This window comes from Burkholderia torrens, from assembly GCF_984668525.1.
In genome coordinates this window covers 3074208-3091222 of the sequence record NZ_OZ480211.1, presented here as the reverse complement: position 1 = coordinate 3091222, position 17015 = coordinate 3074208, and the positions used below count along the sequence as shown (strand labels likewise).

Below are 17015 nucleotides of genomic sequence, written 5' to 3'. Positions count from 1 at the left end.
GAAACACATGGCATCCGTCAACAAGGTCATCCTCGTCGGCAATCTCGGCGCCGATCCTGAAGTCCGTTACCTGCCGAGCGGCGACGCGGTTGCGAACATCCGTCTCGCGACGACCGATCGCTACAAGGACAAGACGAGCGGCGATTTCAAGGAAATGACCGAGTGGCATCGCGTCGCGTTCTTCGGCCGTCTGGCGGAAATCGTCAGCGAATACCTGAAGAAGGGTTCGTCGGTCTATATCGAAGGCCGCATCCGCACGCGCAAGTGGCAGGGCCAGGACGGCCAGGATCGTTACTCGACCGAAATCGTGGCAGAACAGATGCAGATGCTCGGCGGCCGCGGTGCGGGCGGCGGCGGCGGTGGTGGCGGTGACGAAGGCGGTTACGGCGGCGGCTACGGTGGTGGCGGCGGCGGCGGTCGCGGCGAGCAGATGGAACGCGGCGGCGGCGGTCGTGCCGGCGGCGCGGCGCGTGGCGGTGCAGGCGGCGGCGCGCAAAGCCGTCCGAGCGCACCGGCCGGCGGCGGCTTCGACGAGATGGACGACGATATCCCGTTCTGATCGCCAAGTCGGCATCCCGCATCACGATGGGCCCGAATGCCCGAGTCAAGCCGCTTGCTTGGCCCGGGTCTTCGGGCCTTGCTTCGTTTACGTCGTTCCTGTCCCTCTTCCTGTACGTCGCACTCCGGGTAAAACGTGGCTGATGAACTTCCCGACCTCATCGCAGAACAACTCGACGTGCTGTTCTGCGGGATCAATCCCGGCCTGACCGCGGCAGCGACCGGGCATCACTTTGCGGGGCGAAACAACCGCTTCTGGCGCGTGCTCCATCTCGCTGGCTTCACGCCGGCGGAAATCTCGCCGCAGGACGATAGCTCAATCCTCGGTTACGGCTGCGGCCTGACGGCGGTCGTGAAGCGGCCGACGGCAAGTGCCGACCAGCTTTCGCGCGCGGAATTCGTCGCCGCGGCCGCGGCGTTCGAGCAGAAGATCGCGCGTTACCAGCCGCGCTTCGTTGCCTTTCTCGGCAAGGCCGCGTATTCGGCGCTGTCGGGGCAGCGCGAAGTCGCGTGGGGGCTGCAACCGGCCCGCATGCAGGGCGCGAGTGTCTGGGTGCTCCCCAATCCGAGCGGGAGAAATCTCGCGTTCAGCCTCGGCGAGCTGGTCGACGCGTACCGCCAGCTTTGCCTGGCCGCGACGACGGCGGGGCAGCATGCGGCGCAATGAGACGGCTTCCCGTTGGCCGGGCACCGTGCTGCCGCGTGCGTTCTTCGACCGCACGGCCACCGACGTCGCGCCGCAACTGCTCAACAAGATCCTCGCGGCAGCGGACGGCCGCGCCGGCCGCATCGTCGAAGTGGAAGCCTATGCCGGCGCGATCGATCCGGCGGCGCATACCTATCGCGGCAGGACGCCGCGCAACGCGACGATGTTCGGGCCGCCGGGGCATCTGTACGTCTATTTCACGTACGGCATGCACTGGTGCTGCAACTGCGTGTGCGGCCCGGACGGCACGGGCACCGGTGTGCTGATCCGCGCGCTGGAGCCGCTGCACGGCCTCGACCGGATGCGCGCGGCCCGGCCGCCGCAGACGCGCGATCGCGACCTGTGCCGCGGGCCGGCGCGGCTGACCCAGGCGATGGGGATCGGCGGCGCGCAGGACGGCGCCGACCTGGTTGATGCGCGCGAAGGGTTCGCGATCGTCGACGACGGCATGGCGCCGCCCGCCAATCCGGAGGCCGGGCCGCGCATCGGCATCCGCGTCGGCCAGGATTTCCCGTGGCGGTGGTGCGTGCCCGGCAACCGGTACGTGTCGGGGGCGCTGCCGCGCACCTGATGCGTGCGGCACACAGGTCGTACGCAAGTCGCACACAATTCGACCTGCGTCACGCAGCCGCCATTATTGACCGGCTAAGCTGATCCTTTCGACGTTCGATCGAGGGGACACCATGCGGCGGGTCGTATTCAACCAGAAGGGCGGCGTGGGCAAGTCGACGATCGTCTGCAACCTGGCGGCGATCAGTGCGAGCGAAGGGTTGCGCACGCTCGTCATCGACCTCGATGCGCAGGCGAACTCCACGCGCTACCTGCTCGGCGACGCGGCGGCCGACGCGCAACCGGGCGTGGCCGGTTTCTTCGAAACCGCGCTGACGTTCAACTTTCGTCCGGTCGACGTCGCGTCGTTCATCCATCCGACCCCGTTCGAAGGGCTGGACGTGATGCCTGCGCATCCGGATCTCGACACGCTGCACGGCAAGCTCGAGTCGCGCTACAAGATCTACAAGCTGCGCGACGCGCTGAACGAGCTCGACACCTACGACGCCGTGTACATCGACACGCCGCCCGCGCTGAATTTCTACACGCGCTCGGCGCTGATCGCGGTCGAGCGCTGCCTGATCCCGTTCGACTGCGACGATTTCTCGCGCCGTGCGCTGTACACGCTGCTCGAGAACGTGAAGGAAATCCAGCAGGACCACAACGCGGCGCTCGAGGTGGAAGGGATCGTCATCAACCAGTTCCAGCCGCGCGCGAGCCTGCCGCAACGGCTGGTCGACGAACTCGTCGACGAAGGGCTGCCGGTGCTTGCGTCGCGGCTGTCGGCGTCGGTGAAGATCCGCGAGTCGCATCAGCAGTCGACGCCGGTGATCCATCTCGAGCCGGGGCACAAGCTCGCGCAGGAGTTCCGCGCATTGCACCGCGAACTGGCCGGCTGATTCCACGCTTTCCCCGCATCGACCGCGGCCGCATCATGCGGCCGTATTTTCATCGCGACCCGCAATTCGTCCGATCATTGATTTTGTCATTAATAATCCCGAAAACGATTTCATAATAAATCCAGAAAAAACGATTACATAAGTGACTGCTCAATTTTCAATGCGTGTCGGTTTTCTAATAAACGGAATAATGAATTGGTAAATGTTGCGCGACGTCACTGTGCGCTATCCTGTAAAAAGGTAAAAAGGCATTGCGGGATCGGACGTCTGAGGGATCCTCTCCGCGATGTCGGCGAGTCGCGGGTTCCAGCGGCTGCTTGAAATGATAATAAGGGTTTACACCTAGTATTAATGCCATTTAATTGACAATTAATCGATCTAGAATGGGCCTCCTTCAACTTCCCGCACTCGAATAAGTGACGGGTTGCCAATAAGGAAGCCGTTGTCGATCGAGCTTCCATTTTTCGTTACGTCGTCTCTCGCATTGCTAACAGGAGCGTGCCCGATGTCCGTATTTGCCCCCGAAAAACTCACCGCCGATTATCAGTCCGGTATCGCAGCGTGGTTCGCGATTGCCCGTCCGGCGATCCACGGTTTCGAGGCTGTCGTCGAACTCAACCTGCAGGCGGCCCGGACGGCGCTCGAAGAGTACGAGGACAAGCTGAAGAACGCGTTCAACAGCAACAACCCGGCCGCCGGCTTCGCGCAGCAGATCGCCGCACCGCAGGAAGCGGCCGGCAAGGTCGTGTCGTACGGCCGCCATCTGTTCGACATCGCGGTGTCGACGCAATCCGAATGGGCGAAGGTCGCGCAGGCGCAGTACGAACAGAACGACAAGCGCCTGAAGGACGCGCTCGGCGAGCTGTCGAAGCATGCGCCGGCCGGCTCGGCACCGGTGGTGGCCGTGCTGAATTCGGCGCTGTCCGCGGCGACGGCAGCGGCTGATTCGGTGCGTGCAGCGACGGGTCAGGCGATCGAAGCCGCGCAGAGCGGTTTCGATGCGGTCAGCGAAACGGCCACGCGCGGCGCCAAGCAGACGGCTGCCGCCGCCCGCAAGGACGCAGCCGCACGCGAATCGGCTGCGTAACTGCATGACGGCGTGCCGCGTGCGAGCGCGACACGCTTGATCGGCGCCGGATGGCGTCGGGCTCCGCGTGTGCCACGCGGTGTCCGGCAGCCGTCCGGTTCGCCGCAAGGCGCCTGTGCCGGCGTGCCGCCGGTGTGCGCGGGCGCCGCGTCCGCCCTTTGGCGGCGTGCGACCGCGATCGCGCCGGATGGCGCGACGTGCGCCATCGCCCGTTGCAGCCGGCGCATGCCGGCGTCAGAACGACGAACTGATTTCGATGCAGGAATTGAACATGACGGACGTAGTGATCGTATCGGCCGCGCGAACCGCGGTCGGCAAATTCGGTGGCTCGCTTGCGAAGGTTGCGGCGCCGGAACTGGGCGCGACGGTGATCCGCGCGGTGCTGGAGCGTGCGGGCGTGAAGCCCGATCAGGTGAGCGAAGTGATCATGGGCCAGGTGCTGACGGCCGGTTCGGGGCAGAACCCGGCGCGCCAGTCGCTGATCAAGGCCGGCCTGCCGACGGCAGTGCCGGGGATGACGATCAACAAGGTGTGCGGCTCGGGCCTGAAGGCCGTAATGCTGGCGGCGAACGCGATCGTCGCGGGCGACGCGGACATCGTGATCGCGGGCGGCCAGGAGAACATGAGCGCGTCGCCGCACGTGCTGCCGGGCTCGCGCGACGGGTTCCGAATGGGCGACGCGAAGCTGGTCGACACGATGATCGTCGACGGCCTGTGGGACGTGTACAACCAGTACCACATGGGCATCACGGCGGAGAACGTCGCGAAGGAATACGGGATCACGCGCGAAGAGCAGGACGCGTTCGCGGCGTTGTCGCAGAACAAGGCGGAAGCCGCGCAGAAGGCCGGCCGCTTCAACGATGAAATCGTGCCGGTGTCGATTCCGCAACGCAAGGGCGAGCCGCTGCAATTCGCGACCGACGAGTTCGTGCGTCATGGTGTGACGGCGGAATCGCTGTCGGGGCTGAAGCCGGCGTTCTCGAAGGACGGCTCGGTGACGGCGGCGAACGCGTCGGGGCTGAACGACGGCGCGGCGGCGGTGCTGGTGATGTCGGCGCAGAAGGCGGCGGCGCTCGGCCTGACGCCGCTCGCGCGGATCAAGGCATATGCGAACGCGGGCGTCGATCCGAGCGTGATGGGCATGGGCCCGGTGCCGGCATCGCGCCGGTGCCTGGAGCGCGCGGGCTGGACGCCGGGCGACCTGGACCTGATGGAAATCAACGAGGCGTTCGCGGCGCAGGCGCTGGCGGTGCACAAGCAGATGGGCTGGGACACGTCGAAGGTGAACGTGAACGGCGGGGCGATCGCGATCGGTCACCCGATCGGCGCGTCGGGCTGCCGGATCCTGGTGACGCTGCTGCACGAGATGGTCAAGCGCGATGCGAAGCGCGGGCTGGCGTCGCTGTGCATCGGCGGCGGGATGGGCGTCGCGCTCGCGGTCGAGCGCGCCTGAGCAGGATCTGACGGCACGGTTCGCCGCGACGCCGGCCGGCGTCGCGGGCGAACCAGGCAGGTTTCGCGCATGACAGGCAGTCAATAACAAGCGCGAGGTTCCGGTGCGTGCCGCGCCCGCGACGCGGGCAGCTGCGCATCGAAGCGGTGGGGCGGCAGCCGGTACGATGCCGCCGCCCCGCATTCATCGATTACTTTTTTGTCGGTAATTTATAGGATGACTAAGCGAATTGCAGTTGTGACAGGTGGAATGGGCGGTCTTGGCGAAGCGGTCAGCATCAGGTTGAACGACGCGGGCCACCGGGTAGTCGTCACGTATTCGCCGAACAACGCCGGCGCGGACCGCTGGCTGACCGAGATGCATGCGGCCGGCCGCGAGTTCCATGCGTACCCGGTGGACGTGGCCGATCACGATTCGTGCCAGCAATGCATCGAGAAGATCGTGCGGGACATCGGCCCGGTCGACATTCTCGTGAACAACGCCGGCATCACGCGCGACATGACGCTGCGCAAGCTCGACAAGGTCAACTGGGATGCGGTGATCCGCACGAACCTCGACTCGGTCTTCAACATGACGAAGCCCGTCTGCGAAAGCATGGTCGAGCGCGGCTGGGGCCGTATCGTCAACATCTCGTCGGTGAACGGCTCGAAGGGTTCGGTCGGCCAGACCAACTATGCGGCCGCGAAGGCCGGCATGCACGGTTTCACGAAATCGCTCGCGCTCGAGGTCGCGCGCAAGGGCGTGACGGTGAACACGGTATCGCCGGGCTACCTCGCGACGAAGATGGTGACGGCGATCCCGCAGGACATCCTCGACTCGAAGATCCTCCCGCAGATTCCGGCGGGCCGGCTCGGCAAGCCCGAGGAAGTCGCGGCGCTGGTCGCGTACCTGTGCTCGGAGGAGGCCGGCTTCGTGACGGGCTCCAACATCGCGATCAACGGCGGCCAGCACATGCACTGACCCGCGGCGGCTCGCACTGCGTTCGCGCACGTGCCGGGCCGCGTTCCCCACTATCCCGTGCCGGGGCGGCGGCAGGCGCGCCGCTTCGGCCTCGCATTCCGGAGAACGCATGGGCGACACCTGGATGGGACTCGCGATCGGCGGCACGGCACTGGCCGTCGCGCTGACGATGGCGGTCTCGCTCTACTGGCTCGAGCGGCGCCGCGCGCGGCTGCTGCGGAACTTCGATCACCGCGATTGCTGGCTCGTCGCGTACGGCCGGTGCTTCGCGCGCAGGCCGGCACGGCAGCCACGCCGCATGCGCGGGGCGCGTTGACTGCGGACCCGAAGCGACGCGATCGATGATCGATCACGCCCCGCGCGCATGCCCTTGGCGATGTGCGCGGGACGCGGGATCAGTCGCTCTTGTCGCTCTTGCCGGCCGACTCGCCCGAGTCGTTCTTGTGGAAGATCCGCTTCGTCGTGCGCTTGGTGGCATCCCACCCTTCGCGCGACGCATGCGCGACGCCGTGCCCGACCGCCTTCGCGGCGCTCGCGGTCGCGTGGCCGAAGCTGCGTGCCGCTTCACCCGTCTTGTGCGCGGCTTCCTTCGAATCGCGCTTGATGTCCTGCTTCACTTCCGACATGTCCGCGTGCGCGATCGGGCTGATCAGCGCCAGAACGAGCGCGGTGCCAATGAACTGACGAACTTTCACGACCTGGTTTCCTTGGGGTTGGCCTCTTCAGCGAGGATTCGTGGTGCCGGCAGGCGCCGGTTGAAACGCGCCGGCGGTCGATGCGTCGAGCATCACCGCGGCGCGGCCGGACAGCAACAGACGATCGCCGCAGCGCAGCGTGAAGCCGTACAGCACGGAGCGGCCGTCGCCGCTCATGCGTTCCGCGTCGACGACGAGCGGCGGCTCGAACGTGTCGAGCCGCTCGACGAACGCGTCGACGTTGCGCACGCTCGCGAGATAACCGGCGCGCGGGCGCTCTTCGTGCGCACCGAGCAGCGCACCGTGTACGGCCATCGCCTGCGCCGCATATTCGATGCCGCAGACCGACGCGAGCCGGCCGTGCGCGCGCAGCGGGTTGTGCGGATCGCGATGGCTCGTCGTCGTGCAGCGGATCCGTTCGGTATCCCATGCATCGACCGTATCGAGCAAGCACATCGCACCGCCGTGCGGAATGTGCGCGGCGATCCATGCGCGGTCGAGCGGCGGCGCGAGCGGGCGCGTGGTGGTCGTCATGCGGGCTCCGCGACGGGTGCGGGCATCGCGACATCGACCTGCACGCGCGTATCGTCCAGGTAATCGAGCACGACGCGCGTCGAACGCCGCGTCGCGAGGGCGTCGAGCAGCGGCAGCACGCGCGCGGCCGGATTGCCGGCGCGCAGCGCGTCGAGTTCGGCATTCGCGAGTGTCGTCGCGGGGGCGTCGGTGAGCTGTACGTCGATGCGGGCGAGCGTGCGTTCGCTCGCGTCGGGCGCGAGCACGAGTGCGACGCCGAATGCATCATCGATCGGCCGCACCGCGCGCAGCGGTTCCGGATAGTCGGTGTCGTACGCGACCAGCAGCGTCGGCACACGATCGACGGCGACCTGGCACAGGCTCTCGAGCAGGCCCGCGGCGAAGCTGCCGTCGTGCGCGCACAGCACGTTCGACGTCGCCATCGCGCGGGTCGCGATGCTCCAGTAGCCGGCCGGCGCGTTGTGCACGGAGTTGTGGAAGCGTGTCGGCGACAGCTGGCGATCGTCGCCGGCCAGCGTTTCGCAGATCGCGTGGCAATTCTGGCCGTCGCCGCCGGACGCGCTGAACACGGTCGCGAGCGTCGCGGCATCGCGACCGCTCGCGGCCACCGCCTGGTGGCCAACCGCGAGCGCCGTGCGCACGACGGGCCCCGTGCGGCGCCGCTCGGCCGACGGCAGCCCGGCCGGCGGCGGCAGTTCGGTGCGGGCAGGGGCATAGGGCACACGGCCCGCGAGCACGTCGGCCGCATGCGGCCAGTCGTTCAATCCGGGCCCGACGAGGCCGATGCTTTCGATGAAGGCGGTAAGTGTCATGACGGGCCTCAGCGGCTGGCGTGATCGGCGCGGCCGAGGATCAGGCTGCAATTCGTGCCGCCGAAGCCGAACGAATTGGACAGGACGGCGCGCACGCGCGTGTCGCGGCTCGCGAGCACGTAGTCGGCGACGAGTGCCGGGTCGGGTTGCGTCGTGTTGACGCCGGCCGGCACGAACTGGTCGCGCAGCGCGAGCGCGGCGACGACGGCTTCGAGCGCGCCGGCCGCACCGAGCGTATGGCCGGTCGCGCCCTTCGTCGAGCTGCACGGCGTGCTGGCGAACAGCGCGCCGACCGCGCGGCTTTCGGCTGCGTCGTTGCTCGGCGTCGCGGTGCCGTGCAGGTTCACGTAGTCGATGTCGTGCGCGTCGAGGCCGGCGGACGCGAGCGCCTGCTCGATCGCCGTGCGCGCGCCGAGCCCTTCCGGATGCGGCGACGACATGTGATGCGCGTCGCTCGATTCGCCGATGCCGAGCAGCAGGATCGCGTCGTCGTCGAGCGCGTCGGGCGGCTCGGGCAGGCGCTCGACGAGCGCGAACGCGGCGGCCTCGCCGATCGAGATGCCGTCGCGTGCGACGTCGAACGGCCGGCACGGCCGGCGCGACAGCAGTTCGAGCGAATTGAAGCCGTACAGCGTCGTCAGGCACAGCGAGTCGACGCCGCCGACGACGGCCGCATCGATCAGCCCGGCCTCGATCATGCGCCGTGCGGAGCCGAACACCTTTGCGCCGGACGAGCACGCGGACGAGATCGCCATCGCCGGCCCGCGCAGCGCGAAATACGCGCGCACGAACGCAGCCGGCGAATACGGGTTGTGCGTCTGCGCATAGCGGAAGCCGGCCGGCAGCGCGCCGCTCGCGGGATCGCGCTGCTGGTACGCGTGCTCGGTTTCGAGGATGCCGGCCGTGCTCGTGCCGATGAACACGCCGACGCGTGCCGCGCCGTAGCGCGCGACGGCCGCGGCGACGGCGGTGTCGAAGCCGTCCTGCGTCAGGCCGAGCTGCGCGAGGCGGTTGTTGCGGCATTCGAAGTCGGCGAGATCGTTGCGCACGGGTTGCGCGTCGACGCCGTCCACCGCGCCGATCCACGTGTCGAGGTCCGCGCGCTCGAAGTTGCACGGCGTCAGCCCGCCGCGAGCGTGGCGGAGCGCGTCGCGGGTCGCGTCGAGGCCGCGGCCGATGCAGCTGGTGGCGGTGAAGTGCGAGAGCAGGAGAGGTTTCACGAGGGTCGCATCCGGTGGCCGGAACGGGCGCCGCAGCAGGGCTGGCGAGCGCGCCGTTCGAGGTCAGATTTTATCAAACGGGGGTGCCGAACCGCCCGACTGGCCCGGCTGGCCGGGCGGCTCGGGCGTGAGCGCCGCGCGCAGCGTGGTCCAGTGCAGCTGCGCATCGGCGGCTGCACGCAACACCGCCTGCAGCACGTCGAGCACCACCGGTTCGCCGCGCGCATCGCGTGCCGCGTGACCGTCGTGCACCAGCAGGATGTCGCGCGCGTCGAGTCCGTGCAGCAGGCGGCGCGTGACGGTCGCGGCATCGTGCGCGCGCGTGTCGAAGCCGCGCCGCGTCCAGCTGGCGAGCTGCAGGCCGAGTTCGCACAGCACCGGTTCGAGAAACGGATTGCGCAGTCCGGCCGGCGCACGGAAGAACAGCGGGCGCGTGCCGGCGATCTCGGTCAGCGTCTGCTGCGCGGCCGCGATCTCGCGCCGCAGCGCGGCGGGTCCCGACAGCGAGAACGTATGCCGGTGTCGCTGGCTGTGATTCTCGACCGCGTGGCCGCGCGCGACGATCGCCTCGATCCACTGCGGATGACGGCGCGCGAGATCGCCGATGCAGAAGAACGTCGCACGCGCGTCGTGACGGTCGAGCAGGTCGAGCACGCGCGGCGTGACGTCCGGGTCGGGGCCGTCGTCGATCGTCAGTGCGAGCTTGCGGCCGGCGCCGACCGGCAGGCGCGTCCAGTTCGGGCCGAGCAGCACGCTGCGCGGCCACAGCCCGGCGGCCGTCAGCGCGAGATGCGACGCGACCACGCCGCCGACGGCCCACGGCCACGTGGCCGGTTGCGCGACGACGGCGGCCGCCGCACCCGCATGCAGCACGGCCGTTCCCGCGATCAGCGGCGTCGGTTTCCAGCGGCGCGTCTCGCCGGCCGGATGCGATGGAACGGACGACGGCGTGTTCATGCCGGACTCCGTCGACGACGCTCGCCGGGCGCCGCCGCACGCGGCGCGAGAATCGCCGCGAATGCGAGCGCGAGCATCGCGCCGGGGCCGACGGTCAGCCCGAAGGTTTCGAGCAGCGGCACGCGCGATAGCGCGAGCAGCCCGAAGCCGGCGACGGTCGCGAGGTTCGCGATCAGCAGCGACACGAGCGTGTAGGGCGTCACGGGTTGCGCGTCGTCGCGCTTGCAGAAGAACAGCGCGTAGTTCGAGCCGACCGCGACGATCAGCAGCATCCCGACGAGGTGCAGGATCGTCAGCTGGACGCCGGCCAGCGCGAAACCGGCCGTCACGACCAGCGCGGCCGCGACGAGCGGCGCGAGCGCGCGCACGGCCAGGCGCGGCGAACGCAGCGCGACCAGCATCAGCACGGCGATCGCGGCAAAACCCGCGAGCGACAGCCGGATGTCCTCGTGCACGTAGCTCACGTACAGGCGATCGGCTTCGGTTTTCATGTCGACGAACAGCGCATCGGGCACGCCTGCGCGCTCGACGGCCGCGCGAATCGGCGCGGCATCGAGGCCGGGCGCCAGCGGTGCGGTGCGAGCGGCATCCGGCGCGCGCAGCGACAGCATCGCGCTCCAGCGGCCGTCGCGTTCGGTCAGCAGCGCATCGACGGCGAGCGCCATCGACGTGCCGCGCAGGTCCGCGCGCGTCAGCAGCGGGGCGTGGCGCGCGGCGTCGACGTCGGCGACGAACGGCGCGAACAGGTCGGGCTTCACCGCGATCGGCTGATTCGCGACGGCGTCGCGCATCCGGGCGGCGAGCACGTTCGCATCCGGCAGGCTCGCGATGCGCGCGCGCTGCGCGGCGTCGCTCGGCAGGTAGCGCGCGGGGCTTTCGAAACCGGCGAGCGCACCCTGGTCGACGAGCGGCTGCAACTGCGCGGCCACTTTCTCCGCGCCTTCGAGCGCGGCTTGTTCGGTCGGCGCGGCGATCACGACGAGGTAGCGCACGTCGGGCGCGCCGACGTCGGCGCGCAGCCGCGCGTCGAGTGCCTGCGCCTGTGCCGGCACGGGGCTGAGCGCGGCGAGCTCGCGGCTCCACAGCCCGTCGCGATGCAAGACGAGCGTCACGATCGCGGCGACCACGAGCACGGCAAGCGGCCAGCGCAGCCGCGGCGCGGCATCGGCCGCGCGTGCAAGCACCGCGCCGATGCGCGACACGTCGCGGATCGCGACATGCTCGCCGCGCAGGTGCGGCAGCACGAAGCGCGTGACGAGCGCGGCGGCCGTCAGCCCGACGATCGAATACAGCCCGAGCTGCACGAGGCCCGGGAATCCGGAGAACAGCATCGACGCGAAACCGCACACGGACGTCAGCACGCCGAGCCGGATCGTCGGCCAGTACGCGGCGACCCAGGCGCGCGTCGCATCGCCCGGGCGCGTGGTGCCGCGCGTGCCGGCCTGCGCCGATTGCACGAACAGGTAGATCGAATAGTCGACGGCTTCGCCGATCAGCGTCGTGCCGAAGCCGAGCGTGAGCCCGTGGACCGTGCCGAACGCGATGCTGACCGCCGCGATCCCGGCCGCGACGCCCGTCAGCACCGGCAGCAGCCCGAGCGCGAGCGTGCGCGGCGAACGGTACAGCGTGAGCAGCAGCGCGACGATCAGCACGACGCTCGCCGTCGACAGGCGCTCGACGTCGTGCCGGATCGTGTCGCGTGTGTCGACCGAGAACACGCCGGGGCCCGTCATCGCGAGCGTCGTCGCGGCTGCATTCGGCGTGGCCTGCCTCGCGGCGGCGAACGCGCGCCGCACCGTGTCGATCGCGCGTGCCTGGGCGTCGGTATCGGAGCCGGCGGCGGCCGTCTGCACGACGAGTACCGCGCGCGTGCCGTCGCGCGATGCCCATACGCCGTCGCGGCTTGCCGGCTGGGCCGCACTGTCGAGCTGGTCGACGAGCGCGGTGACTTCGCCGGTCGGGTCGTGCGGCAGCATCGCCTTGGCGACGAGGCCGGCCGACGAACTCAGCAGGTCGAGGCTGTCGCCGAGCGCCTGGTGCAGGCCGTCAGCGCTGAAGCGCTGCGGCGTGACGGCCGGGCTCAGCAGGTAGCGGTGATCGAACACGAACTGCCGGTCGCGCGCGTCGTTCGCGGCTTCGCCGTTGTGCACGGCCGCGAATTGCGGATCGGTGCGAAGTGCGCCGGCGACGCGCTGCGACAGTGCTGCGCGCGTGGCTGCATCGCCGCCGTCGATCGCGACGAGGATCAGCCGCGACACGATGCCGTCGCGCAACTGGTCGACGAGCACGCGCTGCCCGGCGCTCGGCGAACCCGGCAGGAACGCGGACAGGTCGGCCGTGAAGTGCGCGCGCCCGATCGCGATGCCGCACGCGACGAGCGCGAGCAGCCACACGAGCACCGCGCGCTCCCGCCATGCGTGCAGGCGGCGGGCGACGGGGGAGGGGCGCGTGCGTTCGTCCATCAGTTCGGGCTCGCCGCGACGGGTTGCAGGCGCATCACCGAATGATCGCCGTCGGCCTGCCGGATCGCGACGCTGCGCAATAGGTCGCGCGTGCCGTCGAGCGTGATCGTGCTGACGACCTTCAGCATCCGCGAGTCGAGCGGCGTGAGCGTCAGCGTCCAGTCGTCGCCGCGCCCGGACAGCGCGACCTTGTACACCTGTTCGAGCGCGAAGCGGTTGCCGGCGAGCGTCGCGCGGATGCTGTCGATGAACGCGCCGAGTTCCGGATAGCGCGCGAGCGCGAGCGTGAACTTGCGGCTGTTGCGCTCGACCGTGAGCATGTCGCCGTCGACGACGAGGTGTTCGGGCTTCGGGCTCAGCGTGTGCTTTTCGAGATGATCGGGCGCGACGAACACGAGCTCGCCGGACGATTCGACCGGCTGCGTGGCGATCGACAGGTATTTCGTCTCGGTGAACGTCGCGCGTCCGGACTTGTGCTGCGCGAGCGTCGACATCAGCCGGTCGAGGTTCCACGCCGGTGCCGTGTCGGCCGCGTGCGCGGGCACGGCCAGCGCGATCGCGGCGGCGGTGGCGGCGAGCAGGCGGGCGGCGCGGTGCAACGCGAATGGAAGCGGAAGGCGGCGAGCGGCGGTCATGCGTCGGAATCCCTCGTGGCGGCCAGGTCGGCACCGGCGTGCGCCGTGTCGCGGCGCGCGGCCGCGGCATCGCCGCCTTGCCAGAAATCGAAATAGTTGAACCAGTTGTACGGCGCCGCGCGGCAGTACTTGTCGAGCAGCGCGACGTAGCGCGCGAGTGCCGCGTCGACGGCCGCCGTGCGCGTGTCGCGCCGTACGTCGGAGAAGTCGGCGAGTGTCTCGAAGTGCACGTCGTAGCGGTTGCCGTCGCGATAGAGGCCCGTCATGAAGATCACCGGGCGCTTCAGCATCGCGGCCATGTACAGCGGCCCGAGCGGGAACGCGGCCGGCGCGCCGAGCAGCGGCAGCCGCCGTAGCGACGCGGCCGCGTCGTCGAGCAGCGTGCGGTCGGCGAGCATGCCGACCATGCAGTTCGCGTCGAGGCGTTCGCGCACCTTCAGCATCGAGTCGACCTGCCCGAGCGGAATCACTTCCGGCTTGGCGGCCGGGTTCACCGCGGCGAGCGTCGCGTTGATCTTGCGCGCGTTCTTCTCGTACATCGTGACGACGACGCGCAGGTCCGGACGCGTGCGGCCGATCGCGCGCACGACCTCGAAGCTGCCGAGGTGCGCGCCCATCAGGAACGCGCCTCGGCCGCCCGCGAGCGCATCGTCGACGAGCGTCTCGCCGTGCAGCCGGATGTCGAACAGGTCGAAGCGCCCGTTCATCAGGTAGACGCGGTCGTGAATGGTCGCCGCGAACGTGAACACGTGCCGGTACACGTCGCGCCAGCGCGCGGGGCGGCCGAGCACGCGGCGCAGGTAGTCGCGCGATGCGGCGCACGCGACCGGCGAGAACAGCACGAAGTACGTCGCGATCAGGTGCAGCACGATGCGCGCGCGCGACCGGCCGAAGCGCAGCGAGATCCACGTCATCGTGCGCAGCAAACCGGCGTTGCTGCGCTCCTGGCGTTCGGCCCACGCGGTGCGCTTCATGGCTGCGTGCCATCCTGCGCGGCCGGCGGCGCGGACAGCACGCCGGTCGCGACCTCGCGCGACCCGGCGCGCAGCGTGAAGCGGATCGCGCCGCTGGCCGCGGTGTCGTACGCGAGATCGAGCGGTTCGCCTGGAGCGACCGGGCTCAGGAATTTCGCGGAACCGAGCCGCCACGCGTGCAGCGGGCGGTTCAGCGCCGTGCCGATCGCGTGGATCGCGTGATCGAGCAGCACGACGCCCGGCACGACCGGATGGCCGGGGAAGTGGCCGGGCAGCGCCGGATGGTCGGCGGGAACCGTGAACGCGAGTGCGGGCGCGGCGGCCGTGTCGCGTTCGGGCACCGGCGCGGCCGTGGCGCGCGCATGCTGCGCGACGAGCGCGGCCAGCACGTCGCGCGGCAGCTTGCCCGTTTCGTTGCGCGGCAGCGCGTCGACGAACACGAGCGGGCGCGGCATGAACGCGGGATCGATCCGCTCGCGCAGCGCACGCTGCAGATCGGCGGCCGTGAGCGTCGGCGCGACGACGAGCGCGACGAGGCGCGTGACCGGCTCGAGGTGCGTGTCGCCGTGCGCCGGTGCGGCTTCGTCGGGCATGAAGAACACGCCGTCGACCACCTGGGCAATCGCGTTGAGCTGATGGTTCAGGTACGCGAGCGACGTGCGTTTGCCGGCGATGTTGACGAGGTCGGCCTTGCGGCCGTGCAGCAGGAACCGGCCGTCGCCGAGCAGTTCGAGCGCATCGCCCATCGGCACGGGCGCTTCCACATGTCCGCCCGACACCCAGACGGTCGGTCCGCCGTCGTCGCCGTCCGGTTCGTCGCGCGCGTCGAGGCGGATGTCCGGGAACAGCTCCCATGCCGCGCCCCGCGACGTGCGGCGGGTCGCGATCTGGCCGGTCTCGGTGCTGCCGTAGATCTCGACGAGCGGCGCGTCGAGCGCGGCCTCGGCTTCGCATGCGAGCTTTTCCGACAGCGGCGCGGTGGCCGACAGCACGAGCGCCGCCGGCGGCAGCGCGTGGCCGGCGGACAGCAGCGCGCGCAGGTGGATCGGCGACGTGACGAGCACGCGCGGTTGCGGGATCGCGTCGAGTTCGTCGCGGATGTCGACCGGGTAGAACGGCTGGCGGTTGCTGAACGCGAGCCCGCCGATCAGCGCGAGCAGCACCGTCGATTCGAAGCCGTACATGTGCTGCGCGGGCACCGTGCCGATCAGCGCGGCCGCGCTGCCGTCGAGCAGCCCGAGGCGGTCGGCCGCCGCGCGCACGCAGCCGACCAGGAAACCCCAGGTCTTGCGGTGCGGCACCGGCGCGCCGGTCGAGCCGGACGTGAACACGTACGCCATGATCCGCGCCGCATCGATCTGCGGGATGGCGAACGGCGCATCGCTTTCCAGCTCGCCGGGCGCGGCGTCGGGATACGCGAAGCGCGGCAGGTCGATCGCGCAGTCGGATGCGTCGTGCAGGCAGAACGCGTCGGGCGCGAACGAGGCGAGCTGGCGGACCATTTCCGGCGTGTGCGTCGACGGCAGCAGGCTGATCTTGCCGGCGACGAGCGCCGCGCACAGGCTGACCGCGAAACGGTAGCGGTCGCGGCACACGTTGAACACGTGGCCGCCGGCGGGCAGCGCGGCGGCCACGCGCGCGACGTCGGCGACGAACGCGCGTACGGTGACGGGCGTGCCGTCGCGCCAGGCGATCGTCTGGTCCGGCGAGGAATGAAATACCAGCGGGTGAGTCGGCATAAATCGGTCAAAACGGGAGCGAAGGCCGGTGCGGCCGCGTGCGCGGCGGCACACCGGTCATGAATTCATCGTGACGCCTGCGACGCGTGTGTCGTCGCGCGATAGGCGCGCACCGCGTCGGCCATCCGCGGCCGCGGTTCGTGCGGCAGTGCGAAACGCCGGCACGCATGCTCGGCGGCGAACATCACGGCGACGAGCGGCAGCGACAGGTAGTTCGCGAACGTCGACCACGTGACGATCGGCGCGGTCGCGAACAGCAGCGTCGACACGGCGGCGGTCGCGACGAAGAACAGCGTCCACGCGAGCGTGATCTGCCGCGTATAACGTGCGACGGCCGGCGTGACTGTGCCGTGGATCATTGCCGCGAAGCGCGTGCACAGCGGCACCTGGCCGGCGGCGAGCGTGCGGCCGAACAGGAGCGCCATCGCGAGGTTGAAGCTCGCGTGTTCCAGATACAGGCCCCATTCGAAGTGCTGCGCGAGCGGCGCGCGCGCAGCCCACAGCGCGGCGGCCGCCAGCAGCCAAGCCGGCGCGAGCCATGCGCGCCGCGGCGAACGCAGCGCCGCGCCGAGCGCGAGCAGCAGCGGTGGCACGAGCGCCATCGCGAGGCCGAAGCCGTGCGCGCCCGGCGTCGCGGTCGCGTAGTGCGCGCCCACCTGGTAGGCCGCCACGGCGCCGACTGCCGCGGTGCCGCGCAGGACGGACCGCAGCCTGCTCATCGGCGGCCCCCATGCGCACGGCGCGGGCACGGGCCGGCGGCCGCGGCACGGCGGCG

At 69.9% G+C, this 17015-nt stretch carries 18 protein-coding genes; 8 read left to right on the top strand and 10 right to left on the bottom strand.

What is annotated here, in order from left to right; translation table 11 throughout:
• The first annotated feature begins 7 nt into the window (after positions 1 to 7).
• The 8 genes from AC5LXX_RS14320 to AC5LXX_RS14285 all read left to right on the top strand — a co-directional run bounded on the left by AC5LXX_RS14320 (position 8) and on the right by AC5LXX_RS14285 (position 6528).
• Positions 8 to 559, top strand: coding sequence for a single-stranded DNA-binding protein (locus tag AC5LXX_RS14320; RefSeq protein ID WP_493409865.1), 552 nt, complete (start codon positions 8 to 10; stop codon positions 557 to 559).
• Positions 560 to 694: 135 nt separating this feature from the next.
• Complete coding sequence (mug, locus tag AC5LXX_RS14315) at positions 695 to 1225, top strand: G/U mismatch-specific DNA glycosylase (RefSeq protein ID WP_493409864.1); 531 nt, start codon at positions 695 to 697, stop codon at positions 1223 to 1225.
• Positions 1212 to 1835, top strand: coding sequence for a DNA-3-methyladenine glycosylase (locus tag AC5LXX_RS14310; protein WP_493409863.1), 624 nt, complete (start codon positions 1212 to 1214; stop codon positions 1833 to 1835). The genes mug and AC5LXX_RS14310 overlap by 14 nt, the downstream gene beginning before the upstream one ends.
• 112 nt (positions 1836 to 1947) lie before the next feature.
• On the top strand, positions 1948 to 2712 hold the full coding sequence (locus tag AC5LXX_RS14305; RefSeq protein ID WP_122168431.1) for a ParA family protein: 765 nt from the start codon (positions 1948 to 1950) through the stop codon (positions 2710 to 2712).
• Positions 2713 to 3217: 505 nt separating this feature from the next.
• Positions 3218 to 3799 (top strand): TIGR01841 family phasin, encoded by a 582-nt coding sequence (gene phaP, locus AC5LXX_RS14300; protein WP_493409862.1) that lies wholly within the window; start codon positions 3218 to 3220, stop codon positions 3797 to 3799.
• Between the two features lie 271 nt (positions 3800 to 4070).
• Positions 4071 to 5252, top strand: a complete 1182-nt coding sequence (locus tag AC5LXX_RS14295) for an acetyl-CoA C-acetyltransferase (protein WP_493406554.1) — start codon at positions 4071 to 4073, stop codon at positions 5250 to 5252.
• A 216-nt stretch (positions 5253 to 5468) separates the two neighbouring features.
• On the top strand, positions 5469 to 6212 hold the full coding sequence (gene phbB / locus AC5LXX_RS14290; RefSeq protein ID WP_124453496.1) for an acetoacetyl-CoA reductase: 744 nt from the start codon (positions 5469 to 5471) through the stop codon (positions 6210 to 6212).
• A 109-nt stretch (positions 6213 to 6321) separates the two neighbouring features.
• Positions 6322 to 6528, top strand: a complete 207-nt coding sequence (locus tag AC5LXX_RS14285; protein WP_322083265.1) for a hypothetical protein — start codon at positions 6322 to 6324, stop codon at positions 6526 to 6528.
• A gap of 79 nt (positions 6529 to 6607) precedes the next feature.
• Here the strand turns inward: AC5LXX_RS14285 and AC5LXX_RS14280 are convergent, their stop codons facing one another.
• The 10 genes from AC5LXX_RS14280 to AC5LXX_RS14235 all read right to left on the bottom strand — a co-directional run bounded on the left by AC5LXX_RS14280 (position 6608) and on the right by AC5LXX_RS14235 (position 16959).
• Positions 6608 to 6907 carry a hypothetical protein gene (locus AC5LXX_RS14280; RefSeq protein ID WP_059233191.1) on the bottom strand — a complete coding sequence of 100 codons (300 nt, stop codon included), beginning with the start codon at positions 6905 to 6907 and terminating at the stop codon, positions 6608 to 6610.
• A 27-nt stretch (positions 6908 to 6934) separates the two neighbouring features.
• Complete coding sequence (locus tag AC5LXX_RS14275; protein WP_493409861.1) at positions 6935 to 7441, bottom strand: hotdog family protein; 507 nt, start codon at positions 7439 to 7441, stop codon at positions 6935 to 6937.
• Positions 7438 to 8253, bottom strand: a complete 816-nt coding sequence (locus AC5LXX_RS14270) for a beta-ketoacyl synthase chain length factor (RefSeq protein ID WP_493409860.1) — start codon at positions 8251 to 8253, stop codon at positions 7438 to 7440. Before AC5LXX_RS14270 ends, AC5LXX_RS14275 begins: the two co-directional genes overlap by 4 nt.
• A gap of 8 nt (positions 8254 to 8261) precedes the next feature.
• Positions 8262 to 9473, bottom strand: a complete 1212-nt coding sequence (locus AC5LXX_RS14265; protein WP_493409859.1) for a beta-ketoacyl-[acyl-carrier-protein] synthase family protein — start codon at positions 9471 to 9473, stop codon at positions 8262 to 8264.
• A gap of 63 nt (positions 9474 to 9536) precedes the next feature.
• Positions 9537 to 10430: a polysaccharide deacetylase family protein gene (locus AC5LXX_RS14260; RefSeq protein WP_493409858.1), complete on the bottom strand. Its 894-nt coding sequence runs from the start codon at positions 10428 to 10430 to the stop codon at positions 9537 to 9539.
• On the bottom strand, positions 10427 to 12892 hold the full coding sequence (locus AC5LXX_RS14255; protein WP_493409857.1) for an MMPL family transporter: 2466 nt from the start codon (positions 12890 to 12892) through the stop codon (positions 10427 to 10429). The genes AC5LXX_RS14260 and AC5LXX_RS14255 overlap by 4 nt, the downstream gene beginning before the upstream one ends.
• Complete coding sequence (locus tag AC5LXX_RS14250) at positions 12892 to 13527, bottom strand: outer membrane lipoprotein carrier protein LolA (RefSeq protein WP_493409856.1); 636 nt, start codon at positions 13525 to 13527, stop codon at positions 12892 to 12894. The genes AC5LXX_RS14255 and AC5LXX_RS14250 overlap by 1 nt, the downstream gene beginning before the upstream one ends.
• Positions 13524 to 14501, bottom strand: coding sequence for a lysophospholipid acyltransferase family protein (locus AC5LXX_RS14245; protein WP_493409855.1), 978 nt, complete (start codon positions 14499 to 14501; stop codon positions 13524 to 13526). Before AC5LXX_RS14245 ends, AC5LXX_RS14250 begins: the two co-directional genes overlap by 4 nt.
• Positions 14498 to 16240 carry an ApeI family dehydratase gene (locus AC5LXX_RS14240; protein WP_493409854.1) on the bottom strand — a complete coding sequence of 581 codons (1743 nt, stop codon included), beginning with the start codon at positions 16238 to 16240 and terminating at the stop codon, positions 14498 to 14500. The genes AC5LXX_RS14245 and AC5LXX_RS14240 overlap by 4 nt, the downstream gene beginning before the upstream one ends.
• 65 nt (positions 16241 to 16305) lie before the next feature.
• A complete protein-coding gene (locus tag AC5LXX_RS14235) occupies positions 16306 to 16959 on the bottom strand; it encodes a COG4648 family protein (protein ID WP_493409853.1) in 654 nt (217 codons plus the stop codon).
• Between the last annotated feature and the right edge of the window lie 56 nt (positions 16960 to 17015).

Coding starts and splice junctions, on each gene's coding strand:
- AC5LXX_RS14320 (WP_493409865.1), top strand. CDS start 8: ATGGCATCCGTCAACAAGGTCATCCTCGTCGGCAATCTCGGCGCCGAT.
- AC5LXX_RS14310 (WP_493409863.1), top strand. CDS start 1,212: ATGCGGCGCAATGAGACGGCTTCCCGTTGGCCGGGCACCGTGCTGCCG.
- AC5LXX_RS14305 (WP_122168431.1), top strand. CDS start 1,948: ATGCGGCGGGTCGTATTCAACCAGAAGGGCGGCGTGGGCAAGTCGACG.
- phaP (WP_493409862.1), top strand. CDS start 3,218: ATGTCCGTATTTGCCCCCGAAAAACTCACCGCCGATTATCAGTCCGGT.
- AC5LXX_RS14295 (WP_493406554.1), top strand. CDS start 4,071: ATGACGGACGTAGTGATCGTATCGGCCGCGCGAACCGCGGTCGGCAAA.
- phbB (WP_124453496.1), top strand. CDS start 5,469: ATGACTAAGCGAATTGCAGTTGTGACAGGTGGAATGGGCGGTCTTGGC.
- AC5LXX_RS14285 (WP_322083265.1), top strand. CDS start 6,322: ATGGGCGACACCTGGATGGGACTCGCGATCGGCGGCACGGCACTGGCC.
- AC5LXX_RS14275 (WP_493409861.1), bottom strand. CDS start 7,441: ATGACGACCACCACGCGCCCGCTCGCGCCGCCGCTCGACCGCGCATGG.
- AC5LXX_RS14270 (WP_493409860.1), bottom strand. CDS start 8,253: ATGACACTTACCGCCTTCATCGAAAGCATCGGCCTCGTCGGGCCCGGA.
- AC5LXX_RS14260 (WP_493409858.1), bottom strand. CDS start 10,430: ATGAACACGCCGTCGTCCGTTCCATCGCATCCGGCCGGCGAGACGCGC.
- AC5LXX_RS14255 (WP_493409857.1), bottom strand. CDS start 12,892: ATGGACGAACGCACGCGCCCCTCCCCCGTCGCCCGCCGCCTGCACGCA.
- AC5LXX_RS14250 (WP_493409856.1), bottom strand. CDS start 13,527: ATGACCGCCGCTCGCCGCCTTCCGCTTCCATTCGCGTTGCACCGCGCC.
- AC5LXX_RS14245 (WP_493409855.1), bottom strand. CDS start 14,501: ATGAAGCGCACCGCGTGGGCCGAACGCCAGGAGCGCAGCAACGCCGGT.
- AC5LXX_RS14240 (WP_493409854.1), bottom strand. CDS start 16,240: ATGCCGACTCACCCGCTGGTATTTCATTCCTCGCCGGACCAGACGATC.
- AC5LXX_RS14235 (WP_493409853.1), bottom strand. CDS start 16,959: ATGAGCAGGCTGCGGTCCGTCCTGCGCGGCACCGCGGCAGTCGGCGCC.